This window comes from Dorea sp. ICN-14282, from assembly GCF_037890115.1.
GTDB lineage: Bacteria > Bacillota > Clostridia > Lachnospirales > Lachnospiraceae > Dorea_B > Dorea_B phocaeensis.
Window position 1 is genome coordinate 1 of the sequence record NZ_JBBKBH010000004.1, and the last position, 15,608, is coordinate 15,608.

Consider the following 15,608-nt stretch of genomic DNA (forward strand, 5'->3'; position numbering starts at 1 on the left):
ATTGCTGTCTCTCGTGAGTCAGCTAAATCATAATAACATTTCTGTCGTTTTATGTCAAGAACTTTTTTCATATTTTTTTGAACATTTTTTAATGAACTTTCAAATAAGAATTTAATTCCCAACAAACGGAGAAAGAGGGATTTGAACCCTCGCGCCGCTATTAACGACCTACTCCCTTTCCAGGGGAGCCCCTTCAGCCTCTTGGGTATTTCTCCTTGCGTAAGCACGATTGACATTATAGCCTTTATTGCAGCTTCCTGTCAAGTACCTTTTTCAACTTTTTTCGAGTATTAGTTCCAAAAGTCTTCTTGATACAATTTGGGACGGAGTTTTTTTCAAAAAACTCCGTCCCAAATTGACATTTAAAAGATTAAACTCACAGGAACTTCTACTCGTAACAAGTCAGATTCATTCCCTGTACCAATTCTGTTTCCGCATCAAAATCGATTTCGCAATTTTTGAAATAACTGTCTTCCGCATACCATGTATACATATGAAGACTGTCTCCTTCATACACTTCTTCGGTCGCTCCGTATGCCTCTACCACATCAGCTTTACCAGTTCCAATGGTAATTCCTCCTGGGAATACCACACTGAACCCACCATCATCAATCATATATTCATCTACAGAGATTCCGCCCACCAGACACTCTTTTGCAGTCTGGGTTCCATCAGTCATATTTACCAAATGTACCATGAGCTCATCATCGCCACTTTCAAAATATGCCAATGTGTATTCACCCGGATTTACAACATATTCTTCCGGCGTATCTTCCGTATCCAATTTCAGACCTGTTGCTTCCAGATCTTCTACTGTACATGGAAGTGTCAAAACTGTATCGTTAATCTGTACTGTATAACTATCCCAGTTTGCTCCAAGTTCATCACTTGCTTCTGCCGGCTTAGCCGCTGGCTTCTTCCCTTCATCAGCATCCGGCTGATCATCAAGATCTTCTTCAGCAAAATCATCCGAAATTACAGTGGATGGAACTTCCTCACTTGCAGCTTTAAAGACAAACACTCCATAGATGATACTTCCAACCAAACCAATAACTGCACTGATAATGGTAAATAATCTCGCTTTTTTTGCGGCAGCCTGCGCCCCAGCATAATCCCCAGATCTCTGCAGCGAATTAATTCGGCTTGCATACACAATTCCCGCGATACCAAGCGGCAGACAACAAAGCAGCGTAGCCAAAATAGAAAAGATCATGTACGGAGTTCCATTAACTGGTTTGCCCGGCTGACCATATCCTTGTTGATTATACCCCTGCTGGTTGTAATTATTCTGTCCGTTCATTCCCTGATCTGGCGCGCCATACTGATATCCAAAATCTCCCTGCGCCGAAGATGCTGTTCCTTCTGCATTCGGATTCCCCTCCCCCTGGTTCTCCGCAGCGGACATATTCTCTGGTTCAACAACAGAACCACATGTTGGACAGATCTTTGCTCCATCCGGCACATCATTTCTGCAAAACTTACATTTCATAAACTTCTTCTCCTTCCTCAAGCTGTACAATTCTGCATAAAGCACTTTAGATTAATATAATATAAAAACACGCATTTCGCAATAAGATTTTACAGAATTTTCCGAACATTTAAACAGGAATAGATAACAAAAAAGAGTTCTGAAAACAGAACTCTTTTTTTCAGCGGAGAGGGTGGGATTCGAACCCACGCGCCCTCTCGGACAAACGGTTTTCAAGACCGCCTCGTTATGACCACTTCGATACCTCTCCACGTATTCACTTTTCTGTCACTTGTTCAGCAACGTAATTAATCATAGCACAAAAAGTGATCCTCGTCAAGCTTTATTTTCTCATTTTACTCATCTTGTTCAGAAGCTTGTTTAAAAATGCTAGAAAACCTTTAACTAGCAGAAGCATTCTGCAGAAATGTTCCCGCAATTTCCAAATCTTCCGGTGTTGTAATCTTTAGATTCCTGTAGGAACCTTCAAACAATCTGACCGACACTCCCAGCATCTGCTCCGCCACCATTGCATCATCTGTCACCTGAATCCCCTCTTCCTTCATCAGCTTGGAATATGCTTCCTCTATTAAAGAATATTCAAACACCTGAGGTGTCTGCACCGTCCATACAAATCTCCGGTCGGGAGTTGACACTGCAAAATTCTCTTCATCCACCATCTTGACCGTATCTTTGCTTGGCATTCCTGCTACACAGGCGCCATATTTTTCTACATACTCATAGCCTCTTTGCAGAATCGCCTCATCTACAAACATTCTGGCTCCATCATGGATAAACACATAGCATTCTGAATCCTTTACCGCCCGAAGTCCTCTAAAGACCGACTCATAACGCTCCTTCCCGCCTTCCACAATAGTGTGAACCTTTTCTATATGATAGGGATCCAGAATTTCTTCCTGAACATATGCAATCTGGCCTGGTCCTACCACCAATATCACATCGTCGATCACTTCCGATTTCTCAAACGTCTGCAATGTGTAGTAAATCAGCGGTTTCCCTTCCAACTCAATATATTGTTTCTGCACAGCACTGCCCATCCGCCGGCCCTGTCCTGCCGCAAGCACAATTGCTGTACACTTTTTCTTCCCATGCTTTGTCATTATCTCGTTCTCCTGGTTCTACCTTCTCTTACCGTCACCATTCTCCTAACGTTACCGTTCCCCCAGTTTCAAGTTAGGCACTGCATTCAGGTCCCATCCGTGACGTGTGCCGCTCAAATATTCGTAATAAGCCGCCACACCGATCATCGCCGCATTGTCCGTGCAATAAATCGGAGACGGATAGTAGAATTCCACACCTTTCGCCTCACACGCTGTTTTCATCGCTTCGCGAAGTGCGCTGTTGGACGCAACTCCTCCTGCGATTGCAAGCTTATCCACCTGATACTCTTCCACTGCATGCATAGCATTTGCCACAAGTACATCGGTCACCGCCTTTTGAAACGCTGCAGCCACATCTGCCTGAGAATAAACTTCCCCTTTCATCTGACATCCATTAATGTAATTCAGCACAGCCGACTTCACGCCACTAAAGCTGAAATCATACGGGGCATCTTCCACATGTGCACGCGGGAAAGAAATCGCTTCTGGATTTCCCTCTTTTGCCACTTTGTCAATTTTCGGACCTCCCGGATACCCAAGACCGATCGCTCTTGCCACCTTATCAAAGGCTTCGCCCGCCGCGTCATCTCTGGTTCTGCCGATAATATCAAATTGTCCGTAATCCTTCACTCTTACCAGATGCGTATGTCCGCCAGATACTACCAATGAGAAAAATGGCGGCTCCAATTCTTTGTGTTCAATAAAATTAGCCGCAATATGCCCTTCAATGTGGTGAACCCCTATCAGTGGCTTTCCCGCCGCGTAGGCAATTGCTTTCGCAGCCGCAACGCCCACCAAAAGCGCTCCCACTAATCCCGGTCCATAGGTCACGCCAATGGCATCAATATCAGCCAACGTTACATCTGCCTCTGCAAGCGCAGCCTCAACCACCTGATTAATCTTCTCAATATGCTTCCTGGATGCAATCTCCGGCACTACGCCCCCGTACAGGGTATGAAGCGCAATCTGCGAAGAAATCACATTTGACAGCACTTCTCTCCCATTTCGAACCACAGCCGCAGCCGTCTCATCGCAGGAACTTTCGATTGCAAGAATCAACACTTCTTTTTTATCACTCATATCCATATCCTTCTTCCTAATCCTCAAATACCAGCTCGACAGTTCGACGATCCTTTGCCGCTACAGATGCCGGGAAGATCGCCCTTACCTCATCCATATATTCTTCCGGTTTGATCAGGGACGGGCTATAGTGCGTCAGCCACATTTCTTTGACCCCAGCGTCTTTCGCAAGCTGTGCCGCCTCATAAAAAGTCATGTGCTTATACTCTCTCGCCTTTTTCTGTTTATCCTTCTCTCCATACATTCCTTCACAGATGAACAAATCTGCACCGGCCGCATTTTCCCGAATAGAATCTGTCGGCCGCGTATCGGTACAGTAAGTCAACTTAATTCCCTTTCGTGCAGGACCAAGCACCATATCCGGCGTGTAGACGTTGCCTCCATCTTCCACCGTCTCTCCCTTCTGAAGCATTCCCCAGAAACGCTGTGGGATCGCAGATGCATTGGCTCTCTCCACATCAAACTTTCCAGCGCGATCCACTTCCATTGTATATCCATAGCACGTCACATTGTGATTAACACGGAATGCCTTCAACCGATAACCGTTCATCTCAAAAGTCTGCATCGGTTCCGTAATTTCAATACATTTGATAGCAAACGGCAGTTCCGGAGCAATCACACGAAGTGCATTTACCACACGCTCTAGACCTTTTGGCCCAATCAGCGTCAACGGCTCTGTGCGATCCGCATTTCCCATCGTGAGCAAAAGCCCCGGCAGTCCGCTGATATGATCCCCGTGAAAATGAGTAAAACAGATCACATCAATCGGCTTAAAACTCCAGCCTTTTTCTTTGATCGCAATCTGCGTTCCCTCGCCGCAGTCAATCAACAAACTACTCCCATTGTATCTGACCATCAGCGCAGTCAGCCAACGGTACGGAAGCGGCATCATACCGCCAGTTCCTAACAAACATACATCTAACATATTTTACCTCTGTCCTTTATTTTCCCTTCTAGCTCCAACCTTCCGGTTTTACCCGAAAACATCTCACCATCTCATCATAGCAATCTTCGCAAAGTTCAAACCGATGAACCTGATTATCTTTGCCTGACGCATAGCCCCAACGCTTTTCCACTTCCAGCACATCCTCCGCCGGAACCCCTTCGATCACCGGAATCCTTTTCCCGCAGCAGTTGCAAACGATGGTGTAAAGTTCCTGTGTTTCTTTTACAATTCTATGATACTGGCGCATACAATTCCTCCTGTGTGAATCCTTTTCTTTCACCTTCTGTTACGCCTATATTATAACTTTCTAATCCGCATATTCCTATTGGGAATCCATGTCAACACTGCCAGTTATCTGCCAGCCTTCCGGCTCATCAGCACCGCGTCTTCCACTGGATTTTTATAATAGTTTTTTCGAATTCCATCTTCTGCAAATCCGTACTCTCTATAAAAGGAAATGGCCGGCACATTGCTCTTACGAACTTCCAGCATCAGGCGGTCAATTCCCTTCTCTTCACAGAAATCTTCCACCGCATGAAGCAGCCGGGCTGCAGCCCCTTTCCTTCGATACGCCGGATCTACTGCAACCCGGGCAATCTCGCCCTCATCCAGTACATAATAAAAGATGACATATCCGATCAACAAACCATCTAGCCAAATCCCGCCAAGCCAGGTCCGGCTCTTCTGATGCAGGCTCTCCCGCAGTGCCGGAAGACTCCACGCATCCGGAAAGATCGCCAGCTCCAGGTCTGCAATCCTCGGAAGGTCCGTCTCCTCAAGCCCCTTTACTTCCCACATTTACAGTACCTCGATATCTCGAATCAGCTCTTCCACAGCCTCTTCCTTCGTCGCCCAGCTTGTACAGAAACGAACCGCACAACGGGAAGCATCCATGCGTTCCCAGAATCCAAAGGAATATTTTTCCTTCAGCTTCTCCAGATGTTCATCCGGAAGAATCGGGAACTGCTGATTTGTATAAGAATCATAACGAAGTGCATAGCCCTTCTTCACAAATGCTTCTTTCAGGCGCATAGCCAGCCGGTCTGCATGATCTGATATCCGAAAATACAAATCATCGGTAAACAATACGTCAAACTGGATCCCCAAAAGACGACCTTTCGCCAGCATACCGCCGCTTTGCTTGATCAAATAGCGGAAATCCTTTTTCAATGCAGGATTTGTAATCACAACCGCCTCGCCAAATAAGGCGCCCACCTTTGTTCCGCCTATATAAAACACATCCGTAAATGCTGCAATATCTGCAAGTCCAAGTTCAGACGCTTCCGACATGACTCCATATCCCAATCTTGCTCCATCCAAAAACAGCGGAAGTCCCAATTCTTGGCAGACCTCGTAAAGAGCCTTCAGCTCTTCTTTACTATATAACGTTCCATTTTCTGTTGGGTGCGAAATATAAACCATCCCCGGCTGAACCATATGCTCGTGATCCGCATCCTGCCAATGTGCTTCGTAATACTCCCTCACTTGATCCGCCGTAATCTTCCCATCCTCACTCGGAAGTGGAAGCACCTTATGTCCGGTCGCCTCTACCGCTCCCGTCTCATGCACATTGATATGACCTGTATTGGCCGCAACTGCTCCTTGATGCGGGCGAAGAATCGAACGAATGACTGTAAAATTCGTCTGGGTTCCTCCCACCAAAAAATGAACATCCGCCTCTGGCGCATCACACAGCGTACGGATCTTCTTTCTTGCGCGCTCGCAATAAGGATCATTTCCATACCCAACTGTCTGTTCTTCGTTTGTCTCCGCCATTTTCTGCAAAATCAATGGATGCGCTCCCTCTGCATAATCACATTGAAACCGAATCATGACCAAGTCTCTCCTTTCTCTCTCGTTCTGCCTGGGATACCCTTAGATAGTCCGGCTGATGCTCTGCTGCCGTCTCCACCTTCCCAGCTTCATAATACCAAAGCGCCAGGCTTCCTACCGATGCCGCCCGCTGCCGATTCATCTGCGCCGGCGCGAACCATATTTCTCTATCTTTTAAAATTCTCTCTGTTAAATCCTCTCGGAAAACCGGCACTCCATCTCCCAAAAACACGATTTTCCCTTCATACTTCTGAAGCTTTTCCCCTAGTTCTTCAATTCCAATCACCATCTGATCTTCCAGCACCTTCAGCTTGTCACCCTCAAACGTATAAATTCCTGTATAGACCTGTCTTCTTCTGGCATCCATAATCGGACACACGATGTCCGCCGTTCCGCAGAGATTATACGCCATCCCTTCCAGTGTCGGAATATGAATCAGCGGCTTATCAAGAGCAAGCCCCAAGCCTTTTGCCGTCGCCGAGCCAATCCGAAGTCCGGTAAAGGAGCCCGGCCCTGCTGCGACTGCAATCGCATCGATACTTTTCAAATCCAATTCCGTCATCTTCGCCACTTCATCTAGCATAGGCAGAAGTGTCTGGGAATGTGTCTTCTTATAATTCATAGTATATTCTGCAATCGTCTGGCTTTCTCTGGTGTTTCCCTCCACCACGGCAACGCTTGCCACCAGTCCTGAACTGTCCAATGCTAATATTCGCATACTTCAATCCTCCGATAATCAAATCCCTGTTCCAGGTCTTTCTCAATTCGTATCTCTGTATAATGTTCCGGCAAAATCTCTTCAATCAGATTCGCCCACTCGATCAAACTGACGCCTTCACCATAAATATAATCTTCGTATCCGATCTCTTCCATCTCTTCCACGTCGCCAATCCGATAAACATCAAAATGATAGAAGGGCAGACGCCCTTCTTCATAAACCTGCACAATTGTAAACGTCGGGCTGCTGACCGGTTCTTCGATCTCCAGTCCTGCCGCCAGTCCTTTCGTAAATACGGTCTTACCAACGCCAAGATCTCCTACCAGCGTGTAAACCTGACCCGCTTTTGCCTGACGGCCAATCTTTACACCCAATTCATAGGTCTCTTTCTCGCTTCTGCTTTCCAGAATCATCGTTTCCTTCATCCTCTCTACTTCTTCCCATCTCCACGACGGATCCGCACTGCGGATGCCGGCATCTTTGCAGCGATCAAATCTGTCACTGCCGCATAATCTTCTCCCATCTGTTCAATCGGAAGAATGACAGCACGTTTCTGCGTATCGTACAAAATCACAATCCGCTTTCTTGAAATTGCCTTTTTAAAACCAGACCACGCAAGGAACTTGCCTTCTTCATCATCTTCCGCCTTTGTCCTCACACCATTTTCATCAAACTCATAGATTACCGGATTGGTAAGTTTAGAATTCTCCATCTGCTTTGTCACACTCTTCTTAATAAAGCGCGGGAATAAGAACAGTATTACTGCTACGAAAATCAAAAATACTCCCGCCAGCAGATAATTTCCTCTCATAACGAAGGAAATCGTAAATCCCACATTCAAAAACCCTAACACCAGCGCTAGAATCCCTGACATCCCTGTGTAAATATGGTATATCATAAATTCCGCCATAGACTCTGAATCCATTTTCACTTCAATTTTTATCGGCATCTTTATACCCTCCTGTATATTTTCTTTTCGCTTCTTGCTTTATCCTTTGTCATCTTCCGGATTTCATCTTTTCCGAATATTATAACATATCTTTTTTTCTTCTGCCACTGATGTTATACTTATTTTTATACCAAATAAACTACAGGAGGAAACCCTTATGAACTTTCATTTCTATCATAACAACATCAATGTACTGGATTTGGAAAAATCCATCGAATTCTACAAAAAGGCGCTTGGTCTTACCATTACCAGGGAGACCGAAGCCGAAGACGGCAGCTTCAAGCTTGTGTTCATGGGCGATCAAACCACGCCCCATCTTCTGGAGCTGACTTGGCTTCGCGACATGGACCGGCCATATAATCTGGGGGACAACGAATTCCACCTCGCCCTTCAAACGGATGATATGGACACGGCGCTTAAACTCCACAAAGAAATGGACTGCGTCTGCTTTGAAAATCCGGATATGGGGATTTACTTTATCAACGATCCGGATGGATACTGGATTGAAATCTGTCCGGCGCAGTAAAGAAACAAACATCTTTCCCAAGTAATAAATAACAAAAGAAACCACTAGCTTTATGAGCGATATACCCCTCATAAAACCAGTGGTTTCTTTCTATTTCACTTTTTCTTTTCCTCTTATCCGTTCCACGGAAACCTATTTCCACACATCAGTGTTATAAAGTCCGATATCAGCCGCCTTGAATACTGGATTCTTTCCGGCTTTTTTCTGCTCTTCATAATTGCGAAGTGCTTTGCATGCAATATTTCTTAATAAGAAGATCGCTATAATATTGACAATTGCCATACATCCCATCGTGATGTCTGCCAAGTTCCATACCAGTGAGAAATCCGCCTGAGCACCCAGGAAAATTGCCACAATACACGTAATTCTAAATACGAATAATACCTTCTTATCATTTTTGATAAAGCGAATGTTGGACTCTGCATAATAGTAGTTTCCAATCAAACTGCTGAACGCAAATGCAAAAATGGAGAATGTAATAAAATGAATTCCCCACTGTCCCACATTGGAACTAATCGCCTGCTGTACATACGGAATTCCATCCAATACGCCAGCTTCTCCTTCTACTCCAGATACCAGCAGCATCATTGCCGTACTAGAGCAGATCAGAAGTGTATCAATAAATACAGAAATAGCCTGTACCAGCCCCTGCTTTATCGGATGCTCTACATCTGCGGATGCGGATGCATTTGGAGCACTCCCCATACCTGCCTCATTTGAGAACAATCCACGCTTAATACCAATTACGACAGCGCTTCCTGCAAGACCACCGGCTATTGCCTGAAAATCAAATGCATTTTCCATAATGACAGCAAATACGTGCGGAATCTCGCCTGCATGCATAATCATTGTTACGATTCCAATCAGAATGTAGGCTGTTGCCATGATCGGAACGATCACTGAACTGATAAATCCGATTCTGTGCACGCCTCCCCAGATTACTAAACCTGTTGCTACTGCAAGGATTGCTCCTACCAGCATCGGATACATGGAATCAGAATAATTTGGAATATAGTATTCCAGCGCGGACGACATATTAAAAGACTGTAATCCGTTAAATCCATATGCAAAACAGATAATCAGCAGAACTGAAAACAGAACACCTAAGGAACGTTTGCCAAGCGCACGCTCCATATAATAGGATGGACCCCCTCGGAACTCGCCGCCTTCTTTTACTTTGTAAATCTGTGCCAGTGTACTTTCAATAAAGGCGGATGCGCCTCCAATTACTGCCATCAGCCACATCCAAAATACGGCTCCCGGACCTCCTGCCGCAATTGCAGTTGCAATTCCTGCGATATTACCAGTTCCTACACGGGAAGCTGTTGAAATCATCAGCGCCTGGAAGGACGATACCTTCTTTTTACCCTGCTCATCTTCTCCCGCTTTCTCCAGCAGCGACTTTAATCCATCTTTCAAAAGTCGTAGCTGCACGCCACGTGTTCTGATCGTAAAATAAACTCCTACAAACACCAGCAGGATGATCAGTACATACGTGTACATGAAATCGTTAATCTGCGTCAAAATGTCATTAATCTGCATTCCCTCTTTTCCTCTCTGTACTATATTTGTGCATCATCTTACACAGCACGCCAATTATAGCATATATACAGGCATTTTGTCAGCAACTATTCTATTAGGGACAGGGTAAAAATGAAATGGGGACGGAGGTTTTTTGAAAAAACCTCCGTCCCCATTTCAATTTACATTCCAACTATCTGGAATCCTTCTGCTTCTTTTCCAATCTGACACAGCAGCTGCCGCATCTTCTGATCCTTCAAATTCCCTTTCAAAATCATTCTGATTTTCTGTCTTCCCTCTTCCGTCTCTAAGTTCAGAGAAATAATCGAAATCTGGTTTAATTTCGCCATATTCACAAACAAGTTAAAGTCGCTTGCCTCCGCATCGCACGCAAACGCGATCTCAATCTGAGAGTGCTCTTTTTCTGCCGACAATCCTGCCGCCTCCAGCGCTTCCGCAAGCACCCGATCCTGCTTCTCCGTCAAAATCCCGTACTGGTATCTGCGGCTTACACTCATCAAATGCCGCAAGAACATCACATACTCATCTCGGACTTCCGGCGCTACATCTCCTGCGCGTTTTTCAATAATTGCCAATTCCCGCTCCAGGACGAACACGTCTCCGCCAGTCTCTCTCTTTGTCTCTGCCACGCATCCTGCGCACTCCATACGTTTTAAAAAGAGAGGCTTCATCTGTGTATCCACTGCGTCAATTTGTACCCGAATCTCCTCTAATGTCATTTTCTCATACCCCCGAAAATCAGACTAAAGCTCCTTGCCGTCTTAACTCCTCTTGTATCTTTACCACTTCAGCTGTCCCGTGAAGCGCCTGCCATGCAGCTGCCACACCCGCGCCATGTCCTGTTGCAAAACAAGTTCCCATGACACGCACCGCTGCAAATGCTGCATCATCTGAGGAAATCATTCTTCCCGCGCCATAAAGATTTTCAAAACTCTCTGACTGCAATGCACCAAGCGGAATATCAAAATAGCTTCCGCCTTCTACTTCCATATACGTGCCCATCTTATTAACATCCTTGTGGATCTCAGGCTTCCAACCACCTCTTGCCACAGTGTCCGGCCGTTTCCTCCTGCCCAGAACATCCTCTGCCGTAATCCTGTCTTTTCCGCAAATCCTTCTAGTCTCCCGAAGACCGATTGCCGGTCCGATCACTGCAAGTTCAGCATGTTCCATTCCCGGCATATATTCCCTAAGTGCCTTTACATAAGAAAGAACCTGCCGTCTCGTTTCACGCTCCATTTGCGTCATCTCTTTCGCCGAAATCCCTGTCGGCATAACACTTGGGAGCAGCACCGACACCGTACTCGAACCCTCTTTGCGAAGTACAAATCCCCTTTCTTTCGTAAGAAATGGAATTCCCGCTTCCTTGGCCCGGATCACTGCCTGCTCAACTGCCGCAGGCGTCATATCTTTGGACGTATCCACACCACTTAAACGAAACGGCAATGTTGCTACCTGTACCCTTCCTTCTTCATCGCCCCAGAGCGTATTGGCCCCGGCAAGATGTGCAAGCGCCGCATCGCCACTGGCGTCTACGAAGCAGTCCGCCTCGACGGTGAAAGCTCCCTCATCATCCATACACTGAAGGCTTTGAATTCGACCATCCTTTACCTTTACGTCGATCAGACTGGTGTGAAGAAGAAGCTCCACCCCCTCCTTCTCCACCAGGTTATCCAGCGCACATTTCAGATACTCCGGCTGGAAATTAATATTCTTATTTCCTGTCGCAGACACTACATACTCCAAAGTAGGTCCCAGACTTTCCATCTCCTGAAGCACCAGATCTCCGACACCGGCAACCACCTTCACCGGATTCTCTCCACAGGTATAAAACCCACAGAATGCTGCCACGCCGGAATTCGTTGCCTCTCCGCCCAAATAGGGACTGCGTTCAATTAATACCGTCCGCGCTCCAGTGCGGCTGGCTCCAACCGCCGCTGCCACACCGGCGGTTCCTCCGCCGACAACCGCCACATCAAACGGATAACATCTTTCCACCATGATTGTTCTATCTCCTCATTTCACACACTTCTTGCTGGTCACTGACTGTTCCTACATTTCCTACATTACCAATGTACCAATCGGGTATGCAACAAAACTCAGCACCAAAATTGCCATCACGGCAAACACACCGCCCCACACGAACATAGACTTGGTATCCGTCCAGCCGGATCCAATAGCAACCGTATTGACCGTACTCTGGCCAGCCGGCGTCATGTTACAGATTCCAGCCGCAAATCCAACCATACATACAACTACCGCCACATTGACGCTTCCTTCCGGAAGTGCAGTCAACACAGACAACGCTACAGCGCTTACTACCGTCGTTGTCACGATATTAGAAGAGAAATTGGTTTCTACTACTGCCCATGTCATAAAGAACAGGATCAATCCGATTACCGGAAGATTTCCAGTCAACGGCTCAAGCACGCTAGTCAGCCAGGAGCTGATTCCGATCTCTTCATTGGTCAGACAGGAGCCAAGCTGTGTTGCTGCTGCAGTCATCAGAATACTTCCCCACAGCACACCTTTGCTTGTCACCTCTTTAAAGTTCATAATCCGTTCTCCGTCCACCTGGAAAATAAAGAGCAGTACACAACCAAGAAGCGGCGGCATTGCGGTAGACCATCCATTTACCGTCGCATACAGATCTGGAAGTACACCTTTTACTAAGCTTGGCGCTACCCACAGAAGTACGGTAAGCAGCATAACACTAAGAATAATCTTCTCCTTTTTATCAGCTGCCGGAACCGTTCCACGAAGACTCATTGCCTTCTCCGGACAAATATCATTTACATCATCTGGGCGATAAATGAAACGAAATACCAGAATCAGCAGGATAATCAGCAGAATACCAGCCGGAATTCCCATTGCCATATACTGGAACTGATTGACATCCTTTCCCGTTGCCGCTGTATAATAGCCAATCGCCATGGTCGGCCATACGTGTCCGATTGCTGTCATACCAGAAGACAGGCTGATACAAAATGCGGTTCCCATCATCATCAGGTTTCCGGTTTTTCCACCCTTTTTCACTTCCAGCACCTGGAAAATATCTTCCAAAAATGGCATAAATGCTACAAACAAAACAGATGGTGAGATAAACAATCCCATAAATGTCACTGCTGCAAACAGAACACAGATAAAATGCCATGGTCCTTTTCTTGCAATTTTATTCGTAATAAATGAAATGGTACACCGTCTTACAAAATTCGTCTTAGAAAGCGGATATACCAACATAAATGTAAAGATCAAAAATGCAACCGTTGTATTTCCAAATGCTCCCACAAATGTCGGTCCAAAACCAAACACCGGAAGAAGTCCTAACGCCAGCAGAGTAATCATACTCGGCCAATCAATGGAAATTCCGATCCACATGATCAGAGATCCGAAGAACACACCCAGAACTGCAACCGCATCTGCGGACAATCCTCCTGCCCCCGGAAGCAATCTTGCCCCGAACATCACAACCAATGCCAGAACAAGAATGATATTTGCTTTTGTATTTTTCTTAGCCATAATCATTCTCCTTTCTTCTCATTCCTTTACAATGATCCATTGCTAATTTTTTAACCAACTTTATAATATTTCATCTATTGTTATTTGTAAAGTATTAGTATATTATGTTTTCTATAGGAAAATCCTATAGCATGGATTATTTTCGTATACTTGCATAATGACAGGAACGTTTAAACATACAAAAGGAGGTCTTTTTATGCAATTCCACCAACTTCGTTACGTACTGGAAGTTGCCAACGAAAAAAGTATATCTGCAGCCGCGAAAAAATTGTATCTCTCTCAGCCCTCTTTGTCCCAGCAGATTATCAATTTGGAGAAGGAACTTGGCATTCCGCTCTTTGTCCGCCATTCCAAGTCTGTCACCCTGACAGATGCCGGAGAACAATTCGTCCAATCTGCAAAACGGATCTTAAATGAAAAAGAGCAGCTTTCTGATCTGATGGAAAAATACAGCCTTCTTCAAGGCGGAACACTTCACCTGGGACTTCTGTGGATTGCCGGATATCTGGATCTTGCAAAAGTCATTTCTGATTACCAGGAAACACATCCGGGAATCACCTATTCCCTGAAAGTAAACGGAAGCAAAAAACTTCTGGAGATGCTATATGCACGCTCTATCAATGCTGCATTTCTTTTAGGAATCGAAAACGCACTGAAAAACCACGAAGAACTTTTCTGCCACAAAATTCTGGATGACCACTTTGTCGCAGTTGTTCCCTCCAAACACCCTTTTGCCTCTAAACGTTCACTCTCCTTGAAAGAACTCCACGAACAGCCCATCATTATGCCCGCGAAAGAATCTTCCGTTCACAAAAATTTCATTCAGGCATTTGACCATTATGGGGTTGCACCATCCATGATCTGCGAGACAAGCCAATCCGACTTCGTAATGAAACTGGCTGCCCAGAATCTTGGTATCGGATTTTCTTCTAATTCTATTGCCCAGGCATTAAAAACAGAGGCTACTGCCATCATTCCTTTAGAAGAATACATCCCCCGCACCATCTATTATGTAACCTTGAACGAACTGCTGGAATATCCGCCCATCCGGTCTTTTACCGAATACGTTCAGCAATATGACTTTAAAACACAATTTGAAACAGAAAAAGAGTGAATTACCCTCTAAAATATGTTACTATAAATACATATTTTAGATATTCATTACAATTAGGAGGATTTTTCAAATGAAATATTGTACCAAATGCGGCGCGCAGTGTAACGATACAGAAAAATTCTGTAAAGAATGCGGCGCACCTTTACCGGAAAACCAGAATATGGCTGGCGCAAGCGCAGACAACACGACAGCAAACAGCACAGCTTCTAACAATGCAGCAAACGATCCAAACTACAATTATAATTACAACTATAACACAAGCACAGGCAACACTTATCAGAACGGAACAAATGCCGGTTCCAATTATTCCGGCGGCAACTATTACAGCAATGCAAATGGACAGCCTAACTACAATGGTGCTCCAAATTACAACGGCGCTCCGAACGGACAGCCTAACAATGGCTACAACCAGCCTTTTAGCGGCGTTCCTTACGCTGGAATCGCAAGAAGAAGCATTCCTGTGGCAATCCTTCTTTCTATTGTCACCTGCGGTATCTACGGAATTTACTGGATGATCAAGCTAAATGACGAGGTTAATGTCCTTGCCCTTGAGCCAAATGCTACTACCGGCGGTATGGTATTTCTGTTGTCTCTTGTTACCTGCGGCATCTACGGCTTATACTGGATGTATCAGATGGGTGAACGCTGTGACCGCATCAAAGGAAATGCCGGCAACTCCGGACTTCTGTATCTGCTTCTTGGAATCTTCGGACTCAGCATCGTTAGCTACTGCCTGATGCAAGATACCATCAACCACGCCGTTGCATAGCAAAGACGATCTGCTCATTCTTT

The 15,608-nt window shown here is 45.5% G+C and carries 17 protein-coding genes and 2 tRNA genes; 3 read left to right on the top strand and 16 right to left on the bottom strand.

Annotation, left to right across the window (positions count from 1 at the left end):
* Positions 1-126 precede the first annotated feature (126 nt).
* From WKT00_RS10185 to WKT00_RS10240, 12 genes are all read right to left on the bottom strand, one after another.
* Positions 127-215: transfer RNA gene (locus WKT00_RS10185), tRNA-Ser, on the bottom strand.
* Between the two features lie 173 nt (positions 216-388).
* The gene (locus WKT00_RS10190) at positions 389-1,489 is read right to left on the bottom strand and encodes a CD225/dispanin family protein (protein WP_340263477.1); all 1,101 of its coding nucleotides are present in this window, start codon (positions 1,487-1,489) and stop codon (positions 389-391) included.
* Between the two features lie 164 nt (positions 1,490-1,653).
* A tRNA-Ser gene (locus WKT00_RS10195) sits at positions 1,654-1,739 on the bottom strand.
* A gap of 130 nt (positions 1,740-1,869) precedes the next feature.
* Positions 1,870-2,589: a 2-C-methyl-D-erythritol 4-phosphate cytidylyltransferase gene (gene ispD, locus WKT00_RS10200; RefSeq protein WP_340263479.1), complete on the bottom strand. Its 720-nt coding sequence runs from the start codon at positions 2,587-2,589 to the stop codon at positions 1,870-1,872.
* A 51-nt stretch (positions 2,590-2,640) separates the two neighbouring features.
* Positions 2,641-3,669, bottom strand: coding sequence for a tRNA (adenosine(37)-N6)-threonylcarbamoyltransferase complex transferase subunit TsaD (gene tsaD, locus WKT00_RS10205; protein ID WP_340263481.1), 1,029 nt, complete (start codon positions 3,667-3,669; stop codon positions 2,641-2,643).
* 16 nt (positions 3,670-3,685) lie between these two features.
* Complete coding sequence (locus tag WKT00_RS10210; protein ID WP_101696009.1) at positions 3,686-4,594, bottom strand: ribonuclease Z; 909 nt, start codon at positions 4,592-4,594, stop codon at positions 3,686-3,688.
* 28 nt (positions 4,595-4,622) lie between these two features.
* Positions 4,623-4,862: a hypothetical protein gene (locus WKT00_RS10215; protein WP_340263484.1), complete on the bottom strand. Its 240-nt coding sequence runs from the start codon at positions 4,860-4,862 to the stop codon at positions 4,623-4,625.
* A 104-nt stretch (positions 4,863-4,966) separates the two neighbouring features.
* Positions 4,967-5,413 carry a ribosomal protein S18-alanine N-acetyltransferase gene (gene rimI, locus WKT00_RS10220; protein WP_340263486.1) on the bottom strand — a complete coding sequence of 149 codons (447 nt, stop codon included), beginning with the start codon at positions 5,411-5,413 and terminating at the stop codon, positions 4,967-4,969.
* Positions 5,414-6,448: a threonine aldolase family protein gene (locus WKT00_RS10225; protein ID WP_340263488.1), complete on the bottom strand. Its 1,035-nt coding sequence runs from the start codon at positions 6,446-6,448 to the stop codon at positions 5,414-5,416. It lies immediately after the preceding gene.
* Complete coding sequence (gene tsaB / locus WKT00_RS10230; protein WP_101696005.1) at positions 6,429-7,166, bottom strand: tRNA (adenosine(37)-N6)-threonylcarbamoyltransferase complex dimerization subunit type 1 TsaB; 738 nt, start codon at positions 7,164-7,166, stop codon at positions 6,429-6,431. The genes WKT00_RS10225 and tsaB overlap by 20 nt, the downstream gene beginning before the upstream one ends.
* On the bottom strand, positions 7,154-7,579 hold the full coding sequence (gene tsaE / locus WKT00_RS10235) for a tRNA (adenosine(37)-N6)-threonylcarbamoyltransferase complex ATPase subunit type 1 TsaE (RefSeq protein ID WP_101696022.1): 426 nt from the start codon (positions 7,577-7,579) through the stop codon (positions 7,154-7,156). The genes tsaB and tsaE overlap by 13 nt, the downstream gene beginning before the upstream one ends.
* A gap of 17 nt (positions 7,580-7,596) precedes the next feature.
* Positions 7,597-8,115, bottom strand: coding sequence for a YcxB family protein (locus WKT00_RS10240; RefSeq protein WP_101696004.1), 519 nt, complete (start codon positions 8,113-8,115; stop codon positions 7,597-7,599).
* A gap of 157 nt (positions 8,116-8,272) precedes the next feature.
* Here WKT00_RS10240 and WKT00_RS10245 point away from each other — a divergent pair, with 157 nt between their 5' ends.
* The gene (locus WKT00_RS10245) at positions 8,273-8,641 is read left to right on the top strand and encodes a VOC family protein (protein ID WP_101696003.1); all 369 of its coding nucleotides are present in this window, start codon (positions 8,273-8,275) and stop codon (positions 8,639-8,641) included.
* 132 nt (positions 8,642-8,773) lie between these two features.
* Here the strand turns inward: WKT00_RS10245 and WKT00_RS10250 are convergent, their stop codons facing one another.
* The 4 genes from WKT00_RS10250 to WKT00_RS10265 form a co-directional block, all read right to left on the bottom strand.
* Complete coding sequence (locus WKT00_RS10250; protein WP_101696002.1) at positions 8,774-10,183, bottom strand: alanine/glycine:cation symporter family protein; 1,410 nt, start codon at positions 10,181-10,183, stop codon at positions 8,774-8,776.
* Between the two features lie 161 nt (positions 10,184-10,344).
* On the bottom strand, positions 10,345-10,902 hold the full coding sequence (locus tag WKT00_RS10255; RefSeq protein ID WP_101696001.1) for a chorismate mutase: 558 nt from the start codon (positions 10,900-10,902) through the stop codon (positions 10,345-10,347).
* 19 nt (positions 10,903-10,921) lie between these two features.
* Positions 10,922-12,184 (bottom strand): FAD-dependent oxidoreductase, encoded by a 1,263-nt coding sequence (locus WKT00_RS10260; protein ID WP_101696000.1) that lies wholly within the window; start codon positions 12,182-12,184, stop codon positions 10,922-10,924.
* A gap of 60 nt (positions 12,185-12,244) precedes the next feature.
* Positions 12,245-13,702: an SLC13 family permease gene (locus tag WKT00_RS10265; protein ID WP_101695999.1), complete on the bottom strand. Its 1,458-nt coding sequence runs from the start codon at positions 13,700-13,702 to the stop codon at positions 12,245-12,247.
* A 196-nt stretch (positions 13,703-13,898) separates the two neighbouring features.
* On the opposite strand from WKT00_RS10265, the gene WKT00_RS10270 reads away from it, so the two are divergent.
* Entirely contained in the window at positions 13,899-14,816 is a 918-nt protein-coding gene (locus WKT00_RS10270; RefSeq protein WP_101695998.1) for a LysR family transcriptional regulator, read from the top strand.
* A gap of 70 nt (positions 14,817-14,886) precedes the next feature.
* The gene (locus tag WKT00_RS10275; protein WP_101695997.1) at positions 14,887-15,585 is read left to right on the top strand and encodes a DUF4234 domain-containing protein; all 699 of its coding nucleotides are present in this window, start codon (positions 14,887-14,889) and stop codon (positions 15,583-15,585) included.
* The last annotated feature ends 23 nt before the right edge of the window (positions 15,586-15,608 follow it).